At 63.9% G+C, this 19,008-nt stretch carries 16 protein-coding genes; 4 read left to right on the top strand and 12 right to left on the bottom strand.

Annotated elements, in window-relative coordinates; all coding sequences use genetic code 11:
* Nucleotides 1-110 precede the first annotated feature (110 nt).
* The 10 genes from HMPREF2943_RS00885 to HMPREF2943_RS00840 all read right to left on the bottom strand — a co-directional run bounded on the left by HMPREF2943_RS00885 (nucleotide 111) and on the right by HMPREF2943_RS00840 (nucleotide 12,128).
* The gene (locus HMPREF2943_RS00885; protein WP_070644563.1) at nucleotides 111-1,748 is read right to left on the bottom strand and encodes an FUSC family protein; all 1,638 of its coding nucleotides are present in this window, start codon (nucleotides 1,746-1,748) and stop codon (nucleotides 111-113) included.
* The gene (locus HMPREF2943_RS00880; protein WP_070710553.1) at nucleotides 1,720-2,940 is read right to left on the bottom strand and encodes an ABC transporter ATP-binding protein; all 1,221 of its coding nucleotides are present in this window, start codon (nucleotides 2,938-2,940) and stop codon (nucleotides 1,720-1,722) included. The genes HMPREF2943_RS00885 and HMPREF2943_RS00880 overlap by 29 nt, the downstream gene beginning before the upstream one ends.
* Nucleotides 2,924-3,682 carry an ABC transporter permease gene (locus HMPREF2943_RS00875; RefSeq protein ID WP_070710559.1) on the bottom strand — a complete coding sequence of 253 codons (759 nt, stop codon included), beginning with the start codon at nucleotides 3,680-3,682 and terminating at the stop codon, nucleotides 2,924-2,926. The genes HMPREF2943_RS00880 and HMPREF2943_RS00875 overlap by 17 nt, the downstream gene beginning before the upstream one ends.
* Entirely contained in the window at nucleotides 3,679-4,584 is a 906-nt protein-coding gene (locus HMPREF2943_RS00870; protein WP_070710552.1) for an ABC transporter permease, read from the bottom strand. The genes HMPREF2943_RS00875 and HMPREF2943_RS00870 overlap by 4 nt, the downstream gene beginning before the upstream one ends.
* Entirely contained in the window at nucleotides 4,581-5,999 is a 1,419-nt protein-coding gene (locus HMPREF2943_RS00865) for an ABC transporter substrate-binding protein (RefSeq protein ID WP_070710551.1), read from the bottom strand. The genes HMPREF2943_RS00870 and HMPREF2943_RS00865 overlap by 4 nt, the downstream gene beginning before the upstream one ends.
* On the bottom strand, nucleotides 5,999-6,724 hold the full coding sequence (locus HMPREF2943_RS00860; protein WP_246817240.1) for a GntR family transcriptional regulator: 726 nt from the start codon (nucleotides 6,722-6,724) through the stop codon (nucleotides 5,999-6,001). Before HMPREF2943_RS00860 ends, HMPREF2943_RS00865 begins: the two co-directional genes overlap by 1 nt.
* 100 nt (nucleotides 6,725-6,824) lie before the next feature.
* Nucleotides 6,825-7,805: an LLM class flavin-dependent oxidoreductase gene (locus tag HMPREF2943_RS00855; RefSeq protein ID WP_070710549.1), complete on the bottom strand. Its 981-nt coding sequence runs from the start codon at nucleotides 7,803-7,805 to the stop codon at nucleotides 6,825-6,827.
* A gap of 3 nt (nucleotides 7,806-7,808) precedes the next feature.
* Nucleotides 7,809-9,149, bottom strand: a complete 1,341-nt coding sequence (brnQ, locus tag HMPREF2943_RS00850; protein ID WP_070710548.1) for a branched-chain amino acid transport system II carrier protein — start codon at nucleotides 9,147-9,149, stop codon at nucleotides 7,809-7,811.
* Nucleotides 9,150-9,187: 38 nt separating this feature from the next.
* Entirely contained in the window at nucleotides 9,188-10,285 is a 1,098-nt protein-coding gene (locus HMPREF2943_RS00845) for a MalY/PatB family protein (RefSeq protein ID WP_070710547.1), read from the bottom strand.
* A 10-nt stretch (nucleotides 10,286-10,295) separates the two neighbouring features.
* Nucleotides 10,296-12,128: an ABC transporter ATP-binding protein gene (locus HMPREF2943_RS00840; protein ID WP_070710546.1), complete on the bottom strand. Its 1,833-nt coding sequence runs from the start codon at nucleotides 12,126-12,128 to the stop codon at nucleotides 10,296-10,298.
* Between the two features lie 90 nt (nucleotides 12,129-12,218).
* Here HMPREF2943_RS00840 and HMPREF2943_RS00835 point away from each other — a divergent pair, with 90 nt between their 5' ends.
* Both HMPREF2943_RS00835 and idi read left to right on the top strand, forming a co-directional pair.
* The gene (locus tag HMPREF2943_RS00835) at nucleotides 12,219-12,755 is read left to right on the top strand and encodes a hypothetical protein (protein WP_070644571.1); all 537 of its coding nucleotides are present in this window, start codon (nucleotides 12,219-12,221) and stop codon (nucleotides 12,753-12,755) included.
* The gene (gene idi, locus HMPREF2943_RS00830) at nucleotides 12,752-13,276 is read left to right on the top strand and encodes an isopentenyl-diphosphate Delta-isomerase (protein WP_070710545.1); all 525 of its coding nucleotides are present in this window, start codon (nucleotides 12,752-12,754) and stop codon (nucleotides 13,274-13,276) included. Before HMPREF2943_RS00835 ends, idi begins: the two co-directional genes overlap by 4 nt.
* 10 nt (nucleotides 13,277-13,286) lie before the next feature.
* Here the strand turns inward: idi and HMPREF2943_RS00825 are convergent, their stop codons facing one another.
* On the bottom strand, nucleotides 13,287-14,558 hold the full coding sequence (locus HMPREF2943_RS00825) for a carboxylesterase family protein (RefSeq protein ID WP_070710544.1): 1,272 nt from the start codon (nucleotides 14,556-14,558) through the stop codon (nucleotides 13,287-13,289).
* A 174-nt stretch (nucleotides 14,559-14,732) separates the two neighbouring features.
* Here HMPREF2943_RS00825 and HMPREF2943_RS12445 point away from each other — a divergent pair, with 174 nt between their 5' ends.
* Nucleotides 14,733-14,888, top strand: coding sequence for a hypothetical protein (locus tag HMPREF2943_RS12445; protein WP_168163674.1), 156 nt, complete (start codon nucleotides 14,733-14,735; stop codon nucleotides 14,886-14,888).
* Nucleotides 14,889-14,900: 12 nt separating this feature from the next.
* Here the strand turns inward: HMPREF2943_RS12445 and malQ are convergent, their stop codons facing one another.
* Nucleotides 14,901-17,000: a 4-alpha-glucanotransferase gene (gene malQ / locus HMPREF2943_RS00820; protein ID WP_246817239.1), complete on the bottom strand. Its 2,100-nt coding sequence runs from the start codon at nucleotides 16,998-17,000 to the stop codon at nucleotides 14,901-14,903.
* Between the two features lie 93 nt (nucleotides 17,001-17,093).
* On the opposite strand from malQ, the gene HMPREF2943_RS00815 reads away from it, so the two are divergent.
* Nucleotides 17,094-18,935, top strand: a complete 1,842-nt coding sequence (locus HMPREF2943_RS00815) for an AMP-dependent synthetase/ligase (RefSeq protein WP_070446690.1) — start codon at nucleotides 17,094-17,096, stop codon at nucleotides 18,933-18,935.
* Nucleotides 18,936-19,008 lie beyond the last annotated feature (73 nt).

Below are 19,008 nucleotides of genomic sequence, written 5' to 3'. Positions count from 1 at the left end.
GAGGAAGCCTTCGCTTGCTTCGAGCGCGTGGAGGAACACGTACTCGACCCGAACCTGTTGCTATCGGTGAAATAATTCGCGGGCAACCGGGGGTTGCCCGTGCTAGGAGGTCAGGACCGCATTTCCGCTGCGGTGATTTTCGCGATGAGCGTGTCCAGCTCCGCGCGGCTGGGCTGCGACAGCGGATTGACCACGCAGAAATCTAAGAGGAAGTAGCCGGCCGGTTGCAAGGCGGTGTGGCGCTCCCAGAATTCGCTGATATCGGAGTGATTGGTCGCCAGCGACTGGATGCTGCGCCGTTCCGAGAGCAACTCGTAGTGCAGGTCGCGCCGCTGTGCCAGCGCCTCCTCAGGGGTCTTAATGAGTAGCGCGCCGAGCAGGGCGGCCATCGCCTCGAAACAGCGCGTTTGCAGGCGGTAGTGGTTGGTCAGCTGGGCGCGCGGCTTCCACAGCCACAAGAAGAGCATCGCCACGACCACGGAGAGCCCAATCTCCGCCATACGCGAGCCGATGGTGTGGGCCATGTGCTCCGAAGAATTGCCCATCAGCAGTGCCAGGGGAGTGGAGAAGATGACGCATAGCGCGTAGTTCTTCACCACCAGAATCTCCGCGCAGAACTGGCAGAAGGCCAACGCGAGCACCAACCCCCAGCCGTGCGGGCTGAAAGAGGCAATGAGCGCAAAGACACACACGCCTAAGACGGAGCCCAGCATACGTTGCACACCGCGAATCGTTCCCGGAACCCGGTCCGGCCCCCACTGCAAGAGCAGGAGCACCGAGACCGCGCCCCAGTCCGGCCGGTTGAGCCCCAGCGCCATGCCAATGAACGCGGTGGCCAGGCCACCAAGCGCGATCTTCTCAGCCGTCACCACCGCGTGGGAATTGCCCACCGCGGCGCGGTAGAAGCGGTAGCGCATCGTCGGCTTGGTGTGCGGGATGCTGGTGCGGTCCGGGTCCACGTAGGTGGGGGAATCAGAGAGCTCATCCGAGTTGCCGCCGACCTGCTTGTGGTGCGCCACGATGCGCTGCTGTGCGGCTAGCGCGCGGTGCACCAGCTCTGCCTGGGCGGGGTGGCGGATGCGGCCGCCGCGGATGACGCCGGCGTCGGCAAGCGTTTGCCACGCCGTGGAGATGGCGGACTGCGCCTGGTGGTGGCGAGCCAGGAAATCGCTATCGGAGTTCACGAAGGCATCGGCGGCCTTCTCCAGCGCGGCCACCGCGCGGGTCTCCGGACCGTGCGGATCCCGGAAACGCGGCAGCATGCCCAGCACGTAGCTGGCCAACACGCCGGCCAGGCTCCACGCGGCCACCTCCCACGGCGAGACCCCACGCAGCATCGTGGAACCACCGGCCACCATCACGATGAAGAAGGAACCCGGCGGCGGCAGCCGCAGCGCATTCTGCACGAACGCGCCGATGGTTGCTAGAGCCACCGTAAACACCGCGGACAGCGCCAGCCCATGCACGCCGACGAGGGAACCGGCCGTGGCCGCCAGCGTGAGCAGTCCGCCAGCGGTGAGGATCACGCGGCGTCGCGTGCGGTAGGGGTGCCCCTCGCCGTAGATGACGGAGAAGGCGCCGGCGGAAATGAGCAGCACCGCATCCGGGTGGCCCGTCGCTACAGCGATCCCGCCGGGGATAATGATCGCCAACGCCGCGCGCAGGGCACCGGGCCAGCGGCGCGCGGAGGTGTTAAAGGCGGTAAAGAGCTGAAGTGCATTAGGACGTTGCGGCAGTGGGTGTTCCATATCGGGAGAACACCTTACTCGTTTCGCCGCGATCCACGAGCCGGCCGTCCTGCAGGACCGCCACCGTGGGGCATAAGTGGCGCACGACGTCGATGTCGTGGGAGACGAAGACCAGCGTCATGTCCTTCGTCACGTGCTGTAGCAACTCGAGGACCTGGGCCCGCGAAGTGGCGTCCAGCGCCGAGACGGCCTCGTCCGCCAGCAGAATCTCCGGCTTGCCCACCACGGCGCGCGCCAGCGAAATGCGTTGGCGCTGCCCGCCGGAGAAGTCCCGGGGATAGCGCTCGAAGCCCTCGATGCCGACCTCCCGCAGCACCGCCTCGGCTTCTTCGCGCGTCCCGCCGCCCTCGGCCACGATCTTCCAGATAGGCATGCGCGGGTTGAGCGAGCCCTTAGGGTCTTGGAAGACCATGTGCACACGCTTCTTCACCGCCACCGTCCCCGAGGTCGGCTCCGCTAGCCCCGTGAGCAGCTTGAGCAGCGTGGATTTGCCGGAGCCGGAACCGCCGACGATGCCGAGGCGCTCGCCCTCGCGGACGGCGAGGGAGACGTCGTCCAGCGCGGTCACCCCGCGGTAGGTCTTGGTCACGTTCTTGAGCTCGATGACGGGCTCGCCCAGGGTGGGCATGGGCGGCGGGGTGAGGTCGGGAGCGGTGAGCTCACCGATGCGCACGACGCGGTCGCACACGCGCTTGACGACGTCCCGGTCATGACTAATAAACAGCAGCGCTGTGTCTTCGCTGTCCGCGGCATCCACGATGGTGGAGAGGATTTCCTCCTGGGTGAAGGGATCCAGGGCGGTGGTTGGCTCATCGCAGATGAGGAGCTTGGGATGGCGGGCCATGGCCATCTCGATGAGCGCGCGCTGGCGTTGCCCGCCGGAGAGCTGGTGCGGGAAGCGGTTGAAGCCGGGGACCTTCATCAACGGGTCGAGCGCGGTCATGGGTTCTTGGAAGACCATGGCCAGCGGCAGCTTGCGCAGGTCACGGTCGCGCATGCTCAGCAGCTCCTGGCCGTTGAAGCGGATGGATCCGGTGGCCTGCAGGTGGTCGGGCAACAGCCCCATGATGGCTAGGGCGGTGAGGGACTTGCCGCTGCCGGAATCGCCGATGAGGCCGACGCGCTCGCCGGGTGCGATGGAAAAGGAGATGGGGCCGACAGGGCCCACGCGCAGATCAGTGACGGTCAGCATGGCTTCCTAGTAGGTTGAATCCGAGGACGGTGCCGGCGATGGCCAGCCCTGGCCACAGCGCCTGGAGGGGGTGGGTGGCCAGGAGGGGCTGGGCGTCGTGCAGCATGCGTCCCCACGAGGCGGTCGGCGGGGCGGTGCCCAGGCCGAGGTAGGACAGGCCAGCCTCGGCGAGGACGGCCAGCGCAAAGTAGACGGAGGCCTGGATAGCCACGATGCCGCCGAGGTTGGGCAGGACGTGGCGCCAGGCGATGAGCGCCGACGGCACGCGCGAGATGCGGGCGGCCGCGATATAGTCCTGCGTCATAATCTGCAGCGTGCCGGAGCGCGTGACCCGGATGAAGGAAGGGATGCCGGCGATGCCGATGGCGATGGTCGCCGTGAGCGTCGACGAGCCCCACACCGCGCCGGCGACGATGGCCAGCAGCAGCGCCGGGAAGGCCAGCAGCAGGTCGGTGGCCGCCATGATGAAGCCACCACCGCGCATCCCGGCGATAATACCCAGCGGGACGCCAATGAGCGCGGCGATGGCCACCGCTACCACGCCCACCAGCACGGTGATCTGGGCGCCGGCGAGGATGCGGGAGAAGGTATCGCGCCCGAAGCGGTCGGTGCCCATGAGATGCTCCAGGCTGGGGCCGGCTAAGCGGTCGGGGGAGATGAGGTTCGGGTCATAGGGCGTCCACACCAGGGAGACCAGGGCGAGCAGGATGGTCAGGCCCACCAGAATATAGCCGGGTTTCATCTAGCCTCCTTCAGCCGCGGGTCGATGACCCGGTAGGCCAGGTCCGTGAGCAGGTTGACGGTCAGCGTGAAGGTAACGAAGACCATGATGAGGGTCTGGACGGTGGTGAGGTCGCGGGTGGAGACGGCGTCGAGAAGCAGCGAGCCGAGACCTGGGATAACGAAGACATTCTCGATGACCACCGCGCCCACCACCAGGGTGCTCAGCTGCACGCCGGTGACGGTGAGTACGGGCAGGGCGGCGTTGCGCAGGCCGTGGCGGACCAGCGCCCCGGTGCGGGATTCACCCAGGGAGCGGGCGGTGCGGATATAGTCCTTGTCCATCTCCTCGCGGAGGGTGGCGCGCACGTAGCGCGTGAGCATGGCGCCTTGCACCAGTGCTAACGAGATGACCGGCAGGACGAGGTGGCTTAAACCCTCGCGCGGCAGCTGCCAGCCATTCGCCGGCAGCCAACCCAGGTGCACGGAGAACACGGCGACCAGCAGGATACCGACTAAGAAGCTGGGCACCGCGATGCCCAGCTGCGTGGCCGCATTGAGCACGGGGAGTTTAAAGCGGGCGAGCAGGATGCCCATGGGAATAGCCCCGGCTAGGGCGAGGACAATGGCCAGCCCGATGAGCAACAGCGTAACCTGCGCGCGGTCAATCACCAGCGGAGTGATGTCCTGCTGCGAGGACAGGGAGATGCCGAAGTTGCCGGTCAACAGCCCTTTCATCCACTCTAGGTATTGGACGAGAAGCGGGCGGTCCAAGCCCATGGAGTGCGTTAGCTTTTCCACGGCCTCATCGGTGGCGTTGACGCCCAAAGCCACGCGCGCCGGGTTGCCGGGCACGGCCCGCATGAGCAGGAAAATGATGATGGAGGCAGCCCACATGGTGCCGAGGAAGCGCAGTATTCTCATCGCACGCCCCGCAACTCAATGGCATCGGTGATTTGGTTCGGCTGCAGGCCGATCAGGCCCTCGCGGTAGAGCACGATATTGGGCATATTCATCAGCGTCAGAGCGGGCATGTCCTCCATGATCTGGTCTACGGCCCCTGTCATGTCATCCTGCTCCAACAGCGTGCGGGCCTGCGGCGAATCATAGCCGAGGTAATAGTCCGGGTTGCCAAAGATGGTAGGGATATCGCGCGGCTCGACGTGCGCGACGAGCGACATCTGATAGTCTTTCGCGCCCATAACTTGGCTCAGCCACACGGCGGGGAATTCGGCGGTTTCCAGCGTGACCTCAAAGCCCATCTCCTCCAGCTGCGAGTAGAGGAACTCGGAGAGTGTTTGCGCATAGGGCAGGCTCGGTACCGTGAGTGTGAGCGGCGTGCCCACCGCGCCGGCCTCCTCCATCAGCGCGCGGGCGCGCGCAGGCTCATAGGGGTAGTAGTCCTTCCCGCTAAACCAGGGGTCAGTCGGCGGGACGGGTGAGCCACCGGTATCCTGCGCGCGGCCTTCCCAGAGGATCTCGTTGGCGGCCCGGCGGTCGATGCCATAGGCCACGGCGCGGCGCACGAGGGGGTCGTCGAAAGGTGCTGCTTGGTTATTCATGGACAGCAACACCTCGCCGTTCGTGGTGCCCACGGCGGTCTCGATGGAGTCATCGAGCGTGTCGAGCAGCTCCGGGTTCTGTACGCCCCACACCGCATCAACCCCGCCGGAGCGCAGGGCGTTAACCGCGGTCAGCGAATCCGGGAAGTAGCGGATGGTGATGTCTTCTTCCGCTGGGGTGCCCCAGTAGTCTGGGCGGGCGCGCAGCGCGATGTATTCGTTGGGGGAGAAGCCCGCGACGGCAAAGGGGCCGGTGCCCACCGCTTCGGTGGGAGTGCGCATAGCACCGATGGCGGTGCCCATGGACCATAACCACCCGGCGGAGGGCCGTTTAAGGGTGACGAGGAGCGTGTGATCGTCGACAGCCGTGGCGGATTCCACCACGTCCATCTGGGCGCTAATGCCGTTCGTCCACTCCGTCTTCACCGCGTTGATGGACCACGCGGCGGTGTGCGCGGTGAAAGCCTCGCCGTTGGAGAAGGAAGCCTCACGCAGGTGGAAGGTATAGCGTGTGGACTCGACCTCCCAGGATTCGGCGAGCCCGGGGACAATCTCTCCCTCCGGGGAGATGCGCACCAGGGTCTCGTAGACGTTGCTCATGAGTGCTGCCGGGATGGCGGCTCCGCCGACGGTGGTGAAATCCAGGGAGGTCGCCGGCGTCGTGGTGGCCAGCGTCAGCGCAGAGGAGTCAGAATCAACCACTGCCGTGGAGCCGGCAGAACACGCGCTTAACGACGCCCCCACGACCAGCCCCAGCGCACCAATCCAGGCTCTCATCATCCTTCCGACAACTTGACCTCGAGCGGGGAGGTACTTCCGCGCACGCTCGTCATGCCCAGCGTCAGGCGGTCCCCGAGGTACAGGATTTCGGTGCACTCGACGGGATGACCAGAGTGATCTGAGATGTCCAAGTGCAGGCGCCACAGCGGGGTGCCGGGCTCGACATTAAGGGAGCGCGCATCCTCCTCGCTGGCGGACGCGAGGGAGAGCTCGCGATTGACGTTGTCGAAGTCTACGCCCTGCTTACGTAGGTGATCGTGGATGGACTCGTTGTCGGCATCGAAGTTGAGGATGTGGCTGCCCACGTCCAGTGGGAAGAACATGCGCTCGATGGCGATGGGCATGCCGTTGGCGCTGCGCACTCGGTGCACAAAGATTACGGGGGAACCTGTCTCTACCCGCAAGAACTCGGCTTCCTGCTCGGAAGCAGGGCAGCGCCCCAGCCACAAGGTGGACGCGCCGGGCTCGAAGCCGCGCTCGCGCAGCCAGTGCGTCACGGAATAAATGGAGTCGAAGGACTCCGAGGTAAAACGGCCGAGGACGACAGAGCGGCGGCCGCGGCCGGAGGAGATGAGGCCTTCCGAGCGCAGTGCCGCGACGGCTTGGCGCACCGGGCCGCGGGAAGAGGAGAACTGTTGGCAGAGCTCGGCCTCGCTGGGCAGGAAATCACCAGGAGAAAGCTTCTTGCTGCGAATGAGGGTGCGCAGGTAATCAGCGATCATGCTGTGTTGCTGTGTGCGCCGAAGGGACACCGAAATTCTCCTCTATGTAGAACAACGCTGTGACGGGTAAAGATGTGCGTACGCGCGCCTGGGCGTACGCCTACATCTGCCACGCTTGTGCCAGGTTTGCCATATTACCCAACGCTGCCTTGTGGCTTGTGGATTGCAGGGAGATCATGAGCTCGTCCGCCTGGGCTAGTTGCTGGAAGTCGGTGAGGTACTCGCGCACATGCTCAATGCTGCCGACTGCGGAGTACTGAAGCATGCTGATGATTTGCTGGCCCTGTGGGGAGTCAATGATGCGGGCGACGTCGTCGTCGCTGAGCTGCTTGCCGCGGCTGACGAAGGCCTTAACGCGGCGGAAACAGACCTTCTCGAATTCCTCTTCTGCGTTATCCCCGGCGGTGACGTTGACACCGGCGATGACATAGGGCTCGGGGTGGGCCTCGGAAGGCTGGTAATTCTCGCGGTAATAGGCCGTGGCGGCTTCCAAGTGCTGCGGGGCGAAGTGCGAGGCGAAGGCATAAGGCAGGCCATATTTGGCGGCCAGGGAGGCGCCGAAGAGCGAGGACCCGAGGATGTAGATCGGCACGTTGGTGCCGTGGCCGGGGATGGCCTGCACACCGGGGACGAGGGATTTTCCGGAAAGGTAGCCCTGCAACTCCTTGACATCCTCAGGGAAGCGCTCGGCGGCGTTTCTATCGCGGCGCAGGGCGCGGCCCAAGGTCTTCATATCGGTGCCGGGTGCGCGGCCCAGGCCCAAGTCGATGCGGCCGGGGTAGAGCTCGGCGAGGGTGCCGAATTGTTCAGCGATAACATAAGGCGCGTGGTTCGGCAGCATGATGCCGCCGGAGCCCAATCGGATGCGCTCGGTCTTCGCGCCAATGTGGGCGATGAGAACCGCCGGGGCGGAGGAGGAAATAGAGGGCATGTTGTGGTGCTCGGTGTACCACATGCGCTCAAAGCCCAAGGCCTCCGCTTGTTGCGCCAGCTCGACCGACCTGGCCATGGACTGAGAAGGGGTCTCCCCCTCATAAATGGTGCAGAAATCGAGGATGGATAGAGCGGCGCGGGGCGTCATGAACTACTCACTTTTCTTCGACGAGGATGTAGATACAACGTCGATGATAACGCCGATAGCAAATGCGAGGAGCGTGGGAACCACCCAGCCCAGGCCAACGTCTTGGCCAGGGGAGAAGCCAAGCGGGGCGCCGAAGGAGGTGGCGGCGGACCACAGGACGGAAACCCACAGCGCCAGGCGGAAGCCCCAGTAGAAGGTGACCCACTTCTTAACTGCTGGTTGCAGAAGCGTCAGCGCGATCAGGGAGATAGCCGGCGGGTACAAGAACACGATGAAGGGGACCGCGATGGCGAGCACCGTATCCAGGCCTTGGAAGGCGAAGGCGATGGACAGCGCGGTAAATAGGCAAGCCCAGAAGTGGTAGGTGGTCTTCGGCACGAGCAGGGCGAAGAACTCCGAGGTGGCGGAAATCAGGCCCACGGCGGTGGTCATGCATGCCAGGATGACGATGGCGGAGAAGACGGCCTGGCCGACGTTGCCCATGGTGAGATTGGAGGCGTCGGCAAGCAAGGCGGCGCCGGAATCATAGGAGGAACCATTCGGCATGGTTTGGCCGATCCACGCCAGGCCCAGGTAGATAGCGGCAAGCAGCGCGCCGGCGATGACGGCGGAAGTGATGGTTCCGCGCAGCAGCGCACGGTCAGTAGAGAAACCTTTGGAGCGCAGCGAAGTCACGATGACGATGGAGAATGCCAGGCCCGCGATGGCATCCATGGTGTTGTAGCCCTCGAAGAGGCCTGTGACGAAGGGCGCGGAGGCGTACTCCTCAGTCGGGGTGCCGGGAACGCGGGGGTTGGCCAGTGTGGCCAACGTAATGAGGGCGGCGAGCAGGATGACCAGCGCCGGGGTCAGGAACTTGCCCAAGGTGTCGATGATGTCATTGGGGCGCCAGGCCAGGGCCAAAGCGATGAGGAAGAAGACGACGTTGAAGGCGCCGTTGGCAAAGGTTCCCTCCCATCCGAGCAGCGGGGTAATCGCGGTTTCCATGGACACCGCGCCGGTGCGCGGCAGGGCGTAGAAGGCTCCGATGGCTAGGTAGGCGATGACGGAGAAGGCCACTCCGAAGATCTTGCCGCCGTGGTTTCCGATATCTCGCACGGACTGGCCGGAAATGGCCACCGCGATCACCGCCAAGACCGGCAGGGCTACGCCAGCGGCGAGGAAGCCCATGGTGGCCGGCCAGAAGTTGGTGCCGGAGGAGACACCGACCTCCGGCGGGAAGATGAGGTTGCCCGCTCCGAAGAACATGGAGAAGAGCATGAGGGAGGCAACGATGACGATGCCGATGGGGGAGCTCGTCTTCGAAGCGGACTGGGCGGGGGCCTGAACGTCATTAATGGACATTTTTCTAAGGATAATGCCCATGACATGAGATGTAAATTTTAGCTAAATGCTTTCTCCAGCCGGTCGAGTGCCTCTTCGAGCAGCTCACGGGAGGTTGCAAAATTAAGACGGGCATGATGCTCACCGCCCGTGCCGAAGGTGACACCCTCGTTGAGGGCTACCTTGGCGTGCTCGCGCACCCAGGCCGCAGGCTTCGGGTTATCCCCAATGGCGGTCTCGCTAAAGTCCAACCACAGCAGGTAGGTGGCCTGCGGGTGGGAAGTCTTGAGGCCCGGAACGCGCTTGGGTAACTCCTCCACCAGCCAATCGCGGGTCTTCTTCAGGTACTCAATCTCCTCGTCAAGGAACTCCCCACCGTGGCGGTAGGCAGCCTCCGCAGCCAAGACACCGAGCGTGCCGGTGCCGTCCTTAGCCACGCCGGTCAGCGAGTTCCAGCGCTCGACATCCGCAGTATTGGAGAAGATCACCTGCGCGCACTTCAAGCCCGCGGTGTTCCACGCCTTGGACGTGGCGGTGACGGTAATAACGCGGTCGGACAAGGCGCCGAGCGGGATGTGGCGGCCTTCGTAGACGAGCGGGGCGTGGATCTCATCGGAGAGGATGCGGGCATCGTATTTATCTGCCAGCTCCACGAGCCTCCGCAGCCAGTCCTCATCAAAGACAATGCCGAGCGGGTTATAGGGGTGGGAGAGCAGGATGGAGCCGGCGCCGGCCTTAAAGGCGCGCTCGATATCGTCGAGCTCCAGCGAGGTCTCAATCTTCTCGCGCCCGGCGGTCTCCGGCAGCTCCAGCAGCGGCGGGTAAGAGGGGACCGGCACGGCCACCGCGCCCTCGGTGAAGTACTGCACGCCGAGCAGCAGGCCGCGGACCACGTCCCCGATCCAGAAGACGTGTTCTGGGCGCCAGCCATAGCGCGCTTCATAGAAATCCGCTAGCGCCGCGTTGAGCTCAGAGGCCTTGGGTGCCGGGGTGTAGCCGAAGGACTCGGCGTCGACAGCCTCTTGGATGGCCTCCTTGACCGCCGGTGCGGTGAGGAAGTCTGATTCAGCGATCCACAGTGGAAGGATGTCCTCGTCATAGACGGTCCACTTGCGGGTGCCGCGGGCAGAGAGTTCTTTCAGGCTAGGGAAATGCATGCGTCCCACCTTACTCGTCGGTGGCTTGGACGAATCCGTATTTTTTCAACCGTTGGCGGTCGGCGGCGGAGGCGGATTGGGTCAGCCGCAGCAGCTCGGCGTAGATGCCGCCCGATTGCGCCAGCTCCGCTGGCGCGCCAATCTCGGAGATGCGGCCGCGGTCTAGGGTGATGATGGTGTCCACGTCCGCGATGGTGGACAGGCGGTGCGCGATGATGAGCGTGGTGCGGTTCTTCATGAGCTCGTCCAGACCGGCCTGCACGGCGCGCTCAGCCTTGGTGTCCAGCGCCGAGGTGGCCTCGTCGAGGACGAGGATGGGGGCGTCCTTCAGCATGGCGCGCGCCACGGCCACGCGCTGTTTCTGCCCGCCGGAGAGCTTGAGGCCGCGCTCGCCGATGACGGTGTCGTAGCCATCGGGGAATTCTTCGATGAAGCCGTGTGCATTGGCGCGCTTGGCGACGTCCACGATCTCCTCCATCGTGGCGCCCGGCTTGCCATAAGCGATGTTTTCCCGAATGGTGCCGGAGAAAAGATAGGACTCCTGGAAGACCACGCCGACTGAAGCGCGCAGGCGCTCCGCGGTGAGCTCCGCGGCGTCGTGGCCCAGTACCGTCAGCTTTCCCTCCGTGGGTTGGTAGAGGCCTAACAGTAGGTTGACCAGGGTGGACTTGCCGCCGCCGGACTCGCCGACGAGCGCGACCTTGTGGCCTTCCTGGGCGGCGAAGGTGATGTCGGCGACGACCGGCTTATCCGATTCATAGGAGAAGGACACGTCCTCGAAGGCGAAGACCGGGCCTTCTGCGGGGCGCAGCGGCTTGGCCGGGGTGAGGTCGAGCTCCGGCACGTCGGAGGTTTCAGCGGCGTCGACCAGCTGCGGGTTGACGGTGGGCTCTGGGACTTCTTCCATGACCTTGAAATAGTCCTTGGAGCCGGCAATAGCGCGCTGGCTGACATCCACGATCCAGCTCATCATGAACACCGGCTGCTTGGCCATGTTCACCAGCTGCAGGAGCATGACCATGTCACCGATGGAGAAGTGGCCCTCCAAGGTGCGCCAGAAGATTAGGCCATAGATGCCCAAGAAGATCAGCGCCATGGCCGCGCCGCGCGCGGTGTCCATGGAATGCCACCAGCGCGACTGCGGCTTCGTGGTATCCACCACCGTGCGGTAATGCGAACCGAAGGAAGCCAGCTCACGGGCCTCGGCGACAAAGGACTTGGTTACCTTCACCTGTCCGATGACCTCCGCGAAGCGCCCATTGGCCACGTCGATGTTCTCGTTCTTAATGGCCTCAAACTTTTGCCAGCGCTCCGAGGTCAGCGCGGTGAGCCACATATAGATGGGGAAGAGCGCAGCCAGCAGGATGGCCAGCGGCCAGTAGTACACCGCGGTGATGACTAGCACCGCCGCGGCCTGGATGAGCATGACGAAGAAGTTATTGGAGAAGGACTGCAGGAATTGCGTGATATTCGCAATCGAGCGGTCCAAGCGCGCAATGATGGTGCCGGTAACCTGGTTGTCGTAATAACCTTGCGGCACGGAGAGCAGCTTGGCAAAGTAGCGCGTCGAAAGAATCTGGCGCAGGCGTGCGACCATCACATCGCCGATATAGCCGCCGATATTCTTCACCACGTTGCCCAGCGCGTCCGCCACAAAGAGTGCTACGACCCACCACAGAATGGTGCGCAGTGGTCCGCCTGCGACGACGGTATCGGTGGCTTCGCGGAGGATGAAAGGTGTCAGCAGCGACAGAATCGCGGTGACTGACGCGGTGATAAGGACGCCAAGATAGAAAGGCCACAGAGCGGAGGCGCTGCGGACGATGCGGAGAATAGAGTTCATCGCCGGCCGATGTTACGCCCTTAATAGGAATATCCAACCCGTCGACTAAGGTAGGGGAGAAACCGAAATCGTGATGGAAAAGGATCCGCGGTGAAGAAATACCTCCCCCTAGCGTGCGCCCCGCTGTGCCTGGCTGCCTTGTCAGGCTGCAGTATCCTCCAGCCGCCGGACGTGGGTCCGCAGGACAACATCGTGGTCTCCAGTTCGGAGCCGCCGACCTTTGAGGCCAAGGACGTGGACGCTCACGAGGTCACCTCCGACTTGGCAGCCCCCGTTAAGGACGAGGGCCTCAACGTGGAATTTGAGCTGCAGGGCCTGTACTCCGGCGGTGGCGGAACGGTGCTGACTGTGAAGATTCACAACCTCAACGAGGTGCCGATGCCTGTCGACGCCCTCCCGGAACCCACCCTCGAGCGTGCCGACGGCAACGGCGGCTGGGCCACCGTGGATTCGATTGATGTTGACCCCGCTGTCCACCCGGATGTGGCCGCGCCGGGCCTGGATCACCCGCTGGGCGCCGGTGCGTCCACCAACCTTCAATATGTCTATAACGTTGCCCCAGGCAACCTCTGGAACGCGCGCTTTAGCATTGGCAACGTGCGCTATGTAGGAGACCTCAATCTATGACGGAACTCGTCGTTCTAGCTTCGCCGGAGGGCACACCCGCCGGCACCGCTGACAAGGCCGCCGTACATACCGCGGATACCTCGCTCCATTTCGCCTTTTCTGCGTGGGTGGTGCGCGATGGCCAGCTGCTGCTGACCCGCCGCGCCCTGTCCAAGCTGACCTGGCCTGGCGTGTGGACCAATTCCTTCTGCGGGCACCCGGGCCCGGATGAGGAGACTGCCGCCGCCGTCGTGCGCCGCGGCCGCTTCGAGCTTGGCCTGAGCGGCACGCCGCGTTTGGTGCTCCCGGACTTTGCTTACCGTGCCGTGGATTCTTCTGGCGTGGTGGAGAATGAAATCTGCCCGGTCTATCTCTTCGAAACTGAAGATGATCCGGCGCCCAACCCCGGCGAAGTCGATTCCTTTGCGTGGGCGCCAGTGCGCGATGTGCTCGCCGCCGTCGACGCCACGCCGTTTGCCTTTAGCCCGTGGATGGTGGAGGAACTGACCCACGAACCGCTGCGCGCGGCCCTCTTGGCTTAATGCCCCTGGATCAGAGCAGGCTGCCATCCTGGGCGAAGGCCGCCGAAATATAATCCAAGCTGGCGTAGGCCACGCGGTTCTCGTCGTTATCCAGGTTGTATTCCCAGATAGCGTGCTCGGGGCGGTAGGCCTCGAAGCCAGGCTCGCCTGTGCGCACAAAATCTTGTAGCCACTGGGCCAGAGGCGTTCTGCCGAAGAGCGGGCGCAGCTCCTCGCAGTGCAGGGCCGGGCCCGAGGAACGGATGAACTCCACCATCCAGGTCTTACCCGGTGCCTTCTCCGCTACCTCTGCAGCCCAGCGGCGGATGATGGCATCACCCACCATCCGGCCCATTGGGCGCTCCTTGTCCATGTGCTGCGCCACCTGATACCAAGGTTGGAAACCATTGCGGGGAAAGCCAAAGCGCGGCGCCGCATAGCGCAGGATGAGGCCGCGGAACGGGGAGCGGTCAATCTTCCGTGTGGCCGGGATGTTGTAGAACTCGTCGCGGGTACTGCCGAGGATGAGGGGGACGTCGGCAAGCTGCCCACACTCCAGGGGCGTGGGGCCCAGCGCCATATCGAGGCTGTACTTCTTGCGGAACTTGGCGTAGCCGGCGGCAAGCTCCTCTTGGCTCATCGCCGCAAGCGAGGAACGCGTGATGGGCTTCTTCATCACCTGACGCAGGGTGGCACTGCGCTCCTCGAAGGTCTCCCGCGGGAAGCCCGGGGAGAGCGCTAGTGCTCGGCGAAAGGCCCCGCGGTAGTGGTCCCGCCGACACAGCCACAGCACGGCGTTGGCGCCGGCGGACTGGCCCAAGATGGTGACGTTGGTGGGATCCCCGCCGAAGGCCTCGATATTGCGCTGGATCCATTCCAAGCCCAGCTGCAGGTCCTCGATGGCGCGGTAGCGGTCGGGCTCATCACCACGGAAACGGGCAAGCCCCGGCAGGCCCACGCGGTAGCCCAGCTGCACGTGGACGATGCCTGCCTGTGCGGTGGGCGTGCCCGCTGCCCGGGGATCCTCGTGGGAGCCGTGCTCGTAGCGGCCGCCGTGGATATAGACCAACGTGGGCGCCAGTGACGTGGTGCGGCTGCCGGGTGCGGGGGCGGTGATGGTGAGCGCGACCTTCTCCGGGTGCGGGGTGCGTGCATCCTGGTCACGGGGTGGGGCAGGTTCGGGGTTCTCGAAATCCCCCGGGATATGGGAGTACTCGATGGAGTGAAAGTGGGCCACGTCCTCATCGAGGTAGCCGGTGATGGTGCCCGCGGGGCAGGTGACGTCGAAAGGTGCACTGCTCATGGTGAACAGGCTACCCTGAGGGCATGGAATGGCTCGTGCAGGCGCCAGTGTGGGCGCAAATGGCGGTGCTTGCCGTCACCGCAGTGCCGGCCGCAACCGTGATGGGGTGGGGGTTGATGTGGGCCATCGACCGCGTGTACACACTCGTGGAGGGGCGGACTAGGATAAATGACCATGACTCCCGATGATCACCGCGAAGGCCTGTGGGACCCTGAGCGCTCACAGCCTTCTCACCGCAAGCGCGCACTACCCAAATCCCGAGTGAGCGTGACCCTTTGGTTGATGATCACGCTCATCGTCGTGGTGGCCATCGTCGGCGTCGTCCTTTAGAGGGACGACGCTTTAGCGTTGGGTGCCCGGACGTTGGGCGGCCTGGGCGAGGCGCTGGTAGAGCTCCTGCTTCGGTAGATCCTCCAAGAGCACCGGCTTGCCGGCGGTATCGCACAGCGGGATGCACCAGTTCGGGTATTGATCTTTCGTCGTGCCCGGCTGGTTCTGTGCGCGCACGTCACCAACCATGTCCACCACGTTGGTGACCGTCAGCGCCGAGGGAGTTCCCGCAACATAACGATGCAGGGCGACGAGCACGTCCTCTTCGCTCTCGCGGTTCTCCAACATGCCATAGGCCTGCAGATTATCCTTGACCTTTTCTTGCCAGGCGCGGTCCTCGGCTACTTCTTCCGCCACGGGGCGGGTCAAAAGGCCTAGGCGGGCACGCAGCTCGATGTGGTCGCCGCGCAGGTAGGCGAGCGTCGGCGGCAGATCGTGCGTGCCCACCGAGGACATCGCCATGTGGCGGTACTGATCCTGCGGGCGTGGGGTAGGGCCTTCGTTGGCGTGCTCAAACCAGATGATCGTGGTGCCCAGCACGCCCATATCGCGCAAGGCGTTTTGGACCCACGGTTCCAGGGTGCCCAGGTCCTCGCCCACGAGGACCGCACCGGCGCGCTCAGCCTCGAGTGCGAGGATGCCGAGCATGGCCTCCCAGTCATAGGTCACGTAGGTACCGTTGAGCGGGGTGGACTGGCGCGGGATCCAATACAGGCGGAACAGGCCCAGCACGTGGTCGACGCGCAGGCCACCAGCATTGCCCAGCATTGTGCGCAGCAAATCACGCCATGGCTCGTAGCCGGCTTCCGCCAGGCGGACCGGGTGCCACGGTGGCTGGGACCAGTCCTGGCCCTGCTGGTTATAGTCATCCGGCGGGGCGCCCACCGAGCATTGCGGGGCGAGGTATTCCGCCAGATTCACGGCATCGGCACCAGCGGGGTGGATACCTACGGCCATATCGGTGATGAGGCCGATGCTCATGCCGGCCTCGAGCGCGCGGCGCTGGGCGGCATCCAGCTGCTCATCGCAGAGGAATTGCAGCCACGAGTAGAACTCGGCTAAGTCGTTGACGTCGAGGCTCAGCGCGTGGCGGCGTCCACTGTGGCGCGAAAGCTCAGTCTCTGCACACCACAGCGCGAAGTTGCGCAGGCCGCGGCCCTCGCGGCGCTGGTACTCACTAAAAGCGGTGCGGCGCTCCGGGGTCATCCCCTTGCTGAAGAGCTCCTGCAGGACCTGCAGCTTGGCTTCGAAGATGGAATCACGATCAATCTCTTCTGCCGACCTGTTGCGCTCGCGGAACTCGGCGGCGAGCTCGGCCACATCATCCTGAAGTTCTGGGCTGAGCAGCTTCAGCTCTGGGACATCTTCGATGCGAATATAGATCGGGTTGATGAAGCGCCGGGTGGTGGGCAGGTAGGGCGAATCCTCCACTGGCGGAATCGGCTCGCCCGCGTGCAGCGGGTTAATAAGGAGGAAGTCATAATCCGGTGCCAAGGTCTCCGCCAATTCGGCGAGGTCACCGAAGTCACCCATGCCCCAGGACTTCTCGGAGCGCACCGAATACAGCTGCGCCATCGCGCCCGCCGCGGGGCGGTCAAGGTAGCGATCCGCAGTGCTGAGGTGATTGGGCACCACGATGAGCGGGCACTCGTGCTCACCGATGCCGGGCGAGGACAAGCGCAGCTTGTGGAAACCTAAGGGCAGGTCCCCGGGGACGTGGAAACTGGCTTCGCCCCACATGGTTCCGGCGACGTCGGCAGCCGGGGCGTCGTTCGGATCCTGGTAGGTCGGCCGAGTCTCGCCGTTCTCCAGCTCGATGGTCACGGTGACGGGGTCGCCGTCGTGGACGTGGACGGCAAAGGACTTTTCGGCGCCTTCGCGGGCCACCACGCAGGGCGGCAGCGGGCGGGAGGCGCGTTCGAGGTAGTCCTCGAACAAGACCTGGGTTAGCTCTTCATCGTCCGGACGGTCGGAGATAGAGACGCCGAGTGCGCGCAGCGTATAGGTAATTGTCTCCTCGCTGACGTACACGGGCTGTCCGTTCTGGGCGGTGTACTCGCAGGCCACGCCGTGGCGTTGGGCAAGTTCTTGAAGCAGATCACGGGTAGTCACGTCCCCCAATTGTGCCACGCCCTTCCTGCGCGTGGGAGAAATCCGGTTGGTAGAGTGGGCTGGAATTTAATTTTTGTGGGAAAGGACACAACTGTGACTTTGAATGAAGCGCATACGAAGGCGGAGTTCGAGATCAAGGACGGCGAAACCTGCCTTACCGCGATGATGGCTACGGCGCACGCCCGCCCACATGGCGTGCTGTTTACCCGCCCTGCGAACTATGAGTGGGTCAACGTGACCGCCAAAGAGTTCGTGGAAGAGGTCTACGCGGTGGCCAAGGGGCTCATTGCTTTCGGCGTGGAGCAGGGCGACCGCGTAGCTCTTATTTCGACCACCCGTTACGAGTGGTCCTTGCTGGACTACGCCATCTGGGCGGCCGGTGCTATCTCCGTTCCGGTGTACCCCTCTTCGTCGATGTCCCAAGTCCAGTGGATTATCGAGGATTCCGGTGCCATCCTCGCCATCACGGAAACCCGCGAGCACTCCGAGCTGGTCAAGCACCTGAAGCTGCAAGAGGATGGCACCCCACAGTTGCACGGCTCTCCTTCCCAGCTGCGCCGCATCCTAGAGATCAACTCTTCCGCCATCGATACTCTGAAGTTTGAGGGCCGCGATGTCAGTGACGATACCGTCGACCAGCGCATCGAGGCCACGGGCACCGATGACGTCGCCTCGTTGGTCTACACCTCCGGCACTACCGGGCGCCCCAAGGGCTGCATGCTGACCCACCGCAACTGGCTCGCGGAGGCCCGCGGCCTGCTGACCAACCCCATTGGCGCCATCGCCGTGCCGGGTTCCCACGTTCTGACCTTCCTGCCCTTGGCACACGTCTTTAGCCGCGCGGTGTCGCTGGCGGTCACCATCGGCGGTGCCTCCCAGAACCACTGGTCCGACTTCAGCACCATCACCATCGAATTCGCGCGCTCCCGCCCGAACCTGATCCTGGGCGTGCCGCGCGTCTTTGAGAAGGTACGCAACGGCGCTTCCGCCAAGGCTCACGGTTCTTCTGCAGTCAAGGGCGCCATTTTCGATCGCGCGGAGAAGGTCGCTATCGAGTACTCGAAGGCGCTGGATACTCCGGAGGGGCCTAACCGTGTCCTTAAGGCCAAGCACAAGGCTTTTGACAAGCTGGTCTACTCCGCTATTAGGCAGGCCATGGGCGGCGAAGTCAAGTACTGTATCTCCGGTGGTTCGGCCATCTCGCAGGATTTGCTGCACTGGTACCGCGGCATCGGCGTGACCATCTATGAGGGCTATGGCTTGACGGAGACCGCCGCGGCCGCCGCCGTCGACTTTGTCGATCAATCCATCGGTACCGTTGGTCCGCCACTGGGCGGAACGACGATGCGCATTAACGACGACGGCGAGATCATGATCAAGGGCGATATCGTCTTTAAGGGCTACTGGCAGAACGAGGAAGCCACCGAGAACGCCCTGCAGGACGGTTGGTACAACACCGGCGACCTGGGTGAGATTGATGAGGATGGCAAGCTCGTCATCACTGGCCGCAAGAAGGATCTCATCGTCACCGCTGGCGGCAAGAACGTCTCTCCTGGCCCGATGGAAGATATCCTGCGCTCCCACCCGCTGATTTCCCAAGCCATGGTGGTCGGTGACGGCAAGCCGTTCGTCGGCGTGTTGCTCACCCTGGATGAGGATGCGCTCAAGCGCTGGAAGGCTGATCACAACATCTCCGCGGCCAAGGGTATGCGTGAGGTTGCTGCCGATCCAGCACTGCGCGCGGATATTCAGGACGCCATTAACCAGGTCAACGCCACCGTTTCCCACGCGGAGGGTATTAAGAAGTTCGTCATCCTCGACCAGGACCTCACCGAGGAAAGTAACGAGCTCACCCCCACGATGAAGGTCAAGCGCTATGTCGTGGCGCAGCGCTACGCAGCGGATATCGAGCGCCTCTACGCCGGCAAGAAATAAGGCTGGATGGAGTCTGTGAATTCCTTCGGAGTGTCGCGCAGCCGAATGGGTGGATCTCTAATAGAGTCAGCGG

It is taken from the genome of Corynebacterium sp. HMSC072D12, assembly GCF_001813925.1.
Taxonomy (GTDB): Bacteria; Actinomycetota; Actinomycetes; order Mycobacteriales; family Mycobacteriaceae; genus Corynebacterium; species Corynebacterium aurimucosum.
The sequence above is the reverse complement of the archived record's forward strand: the minus strand, read 5'-3'. Positions and strand labels throughout refer to the sequence as shown.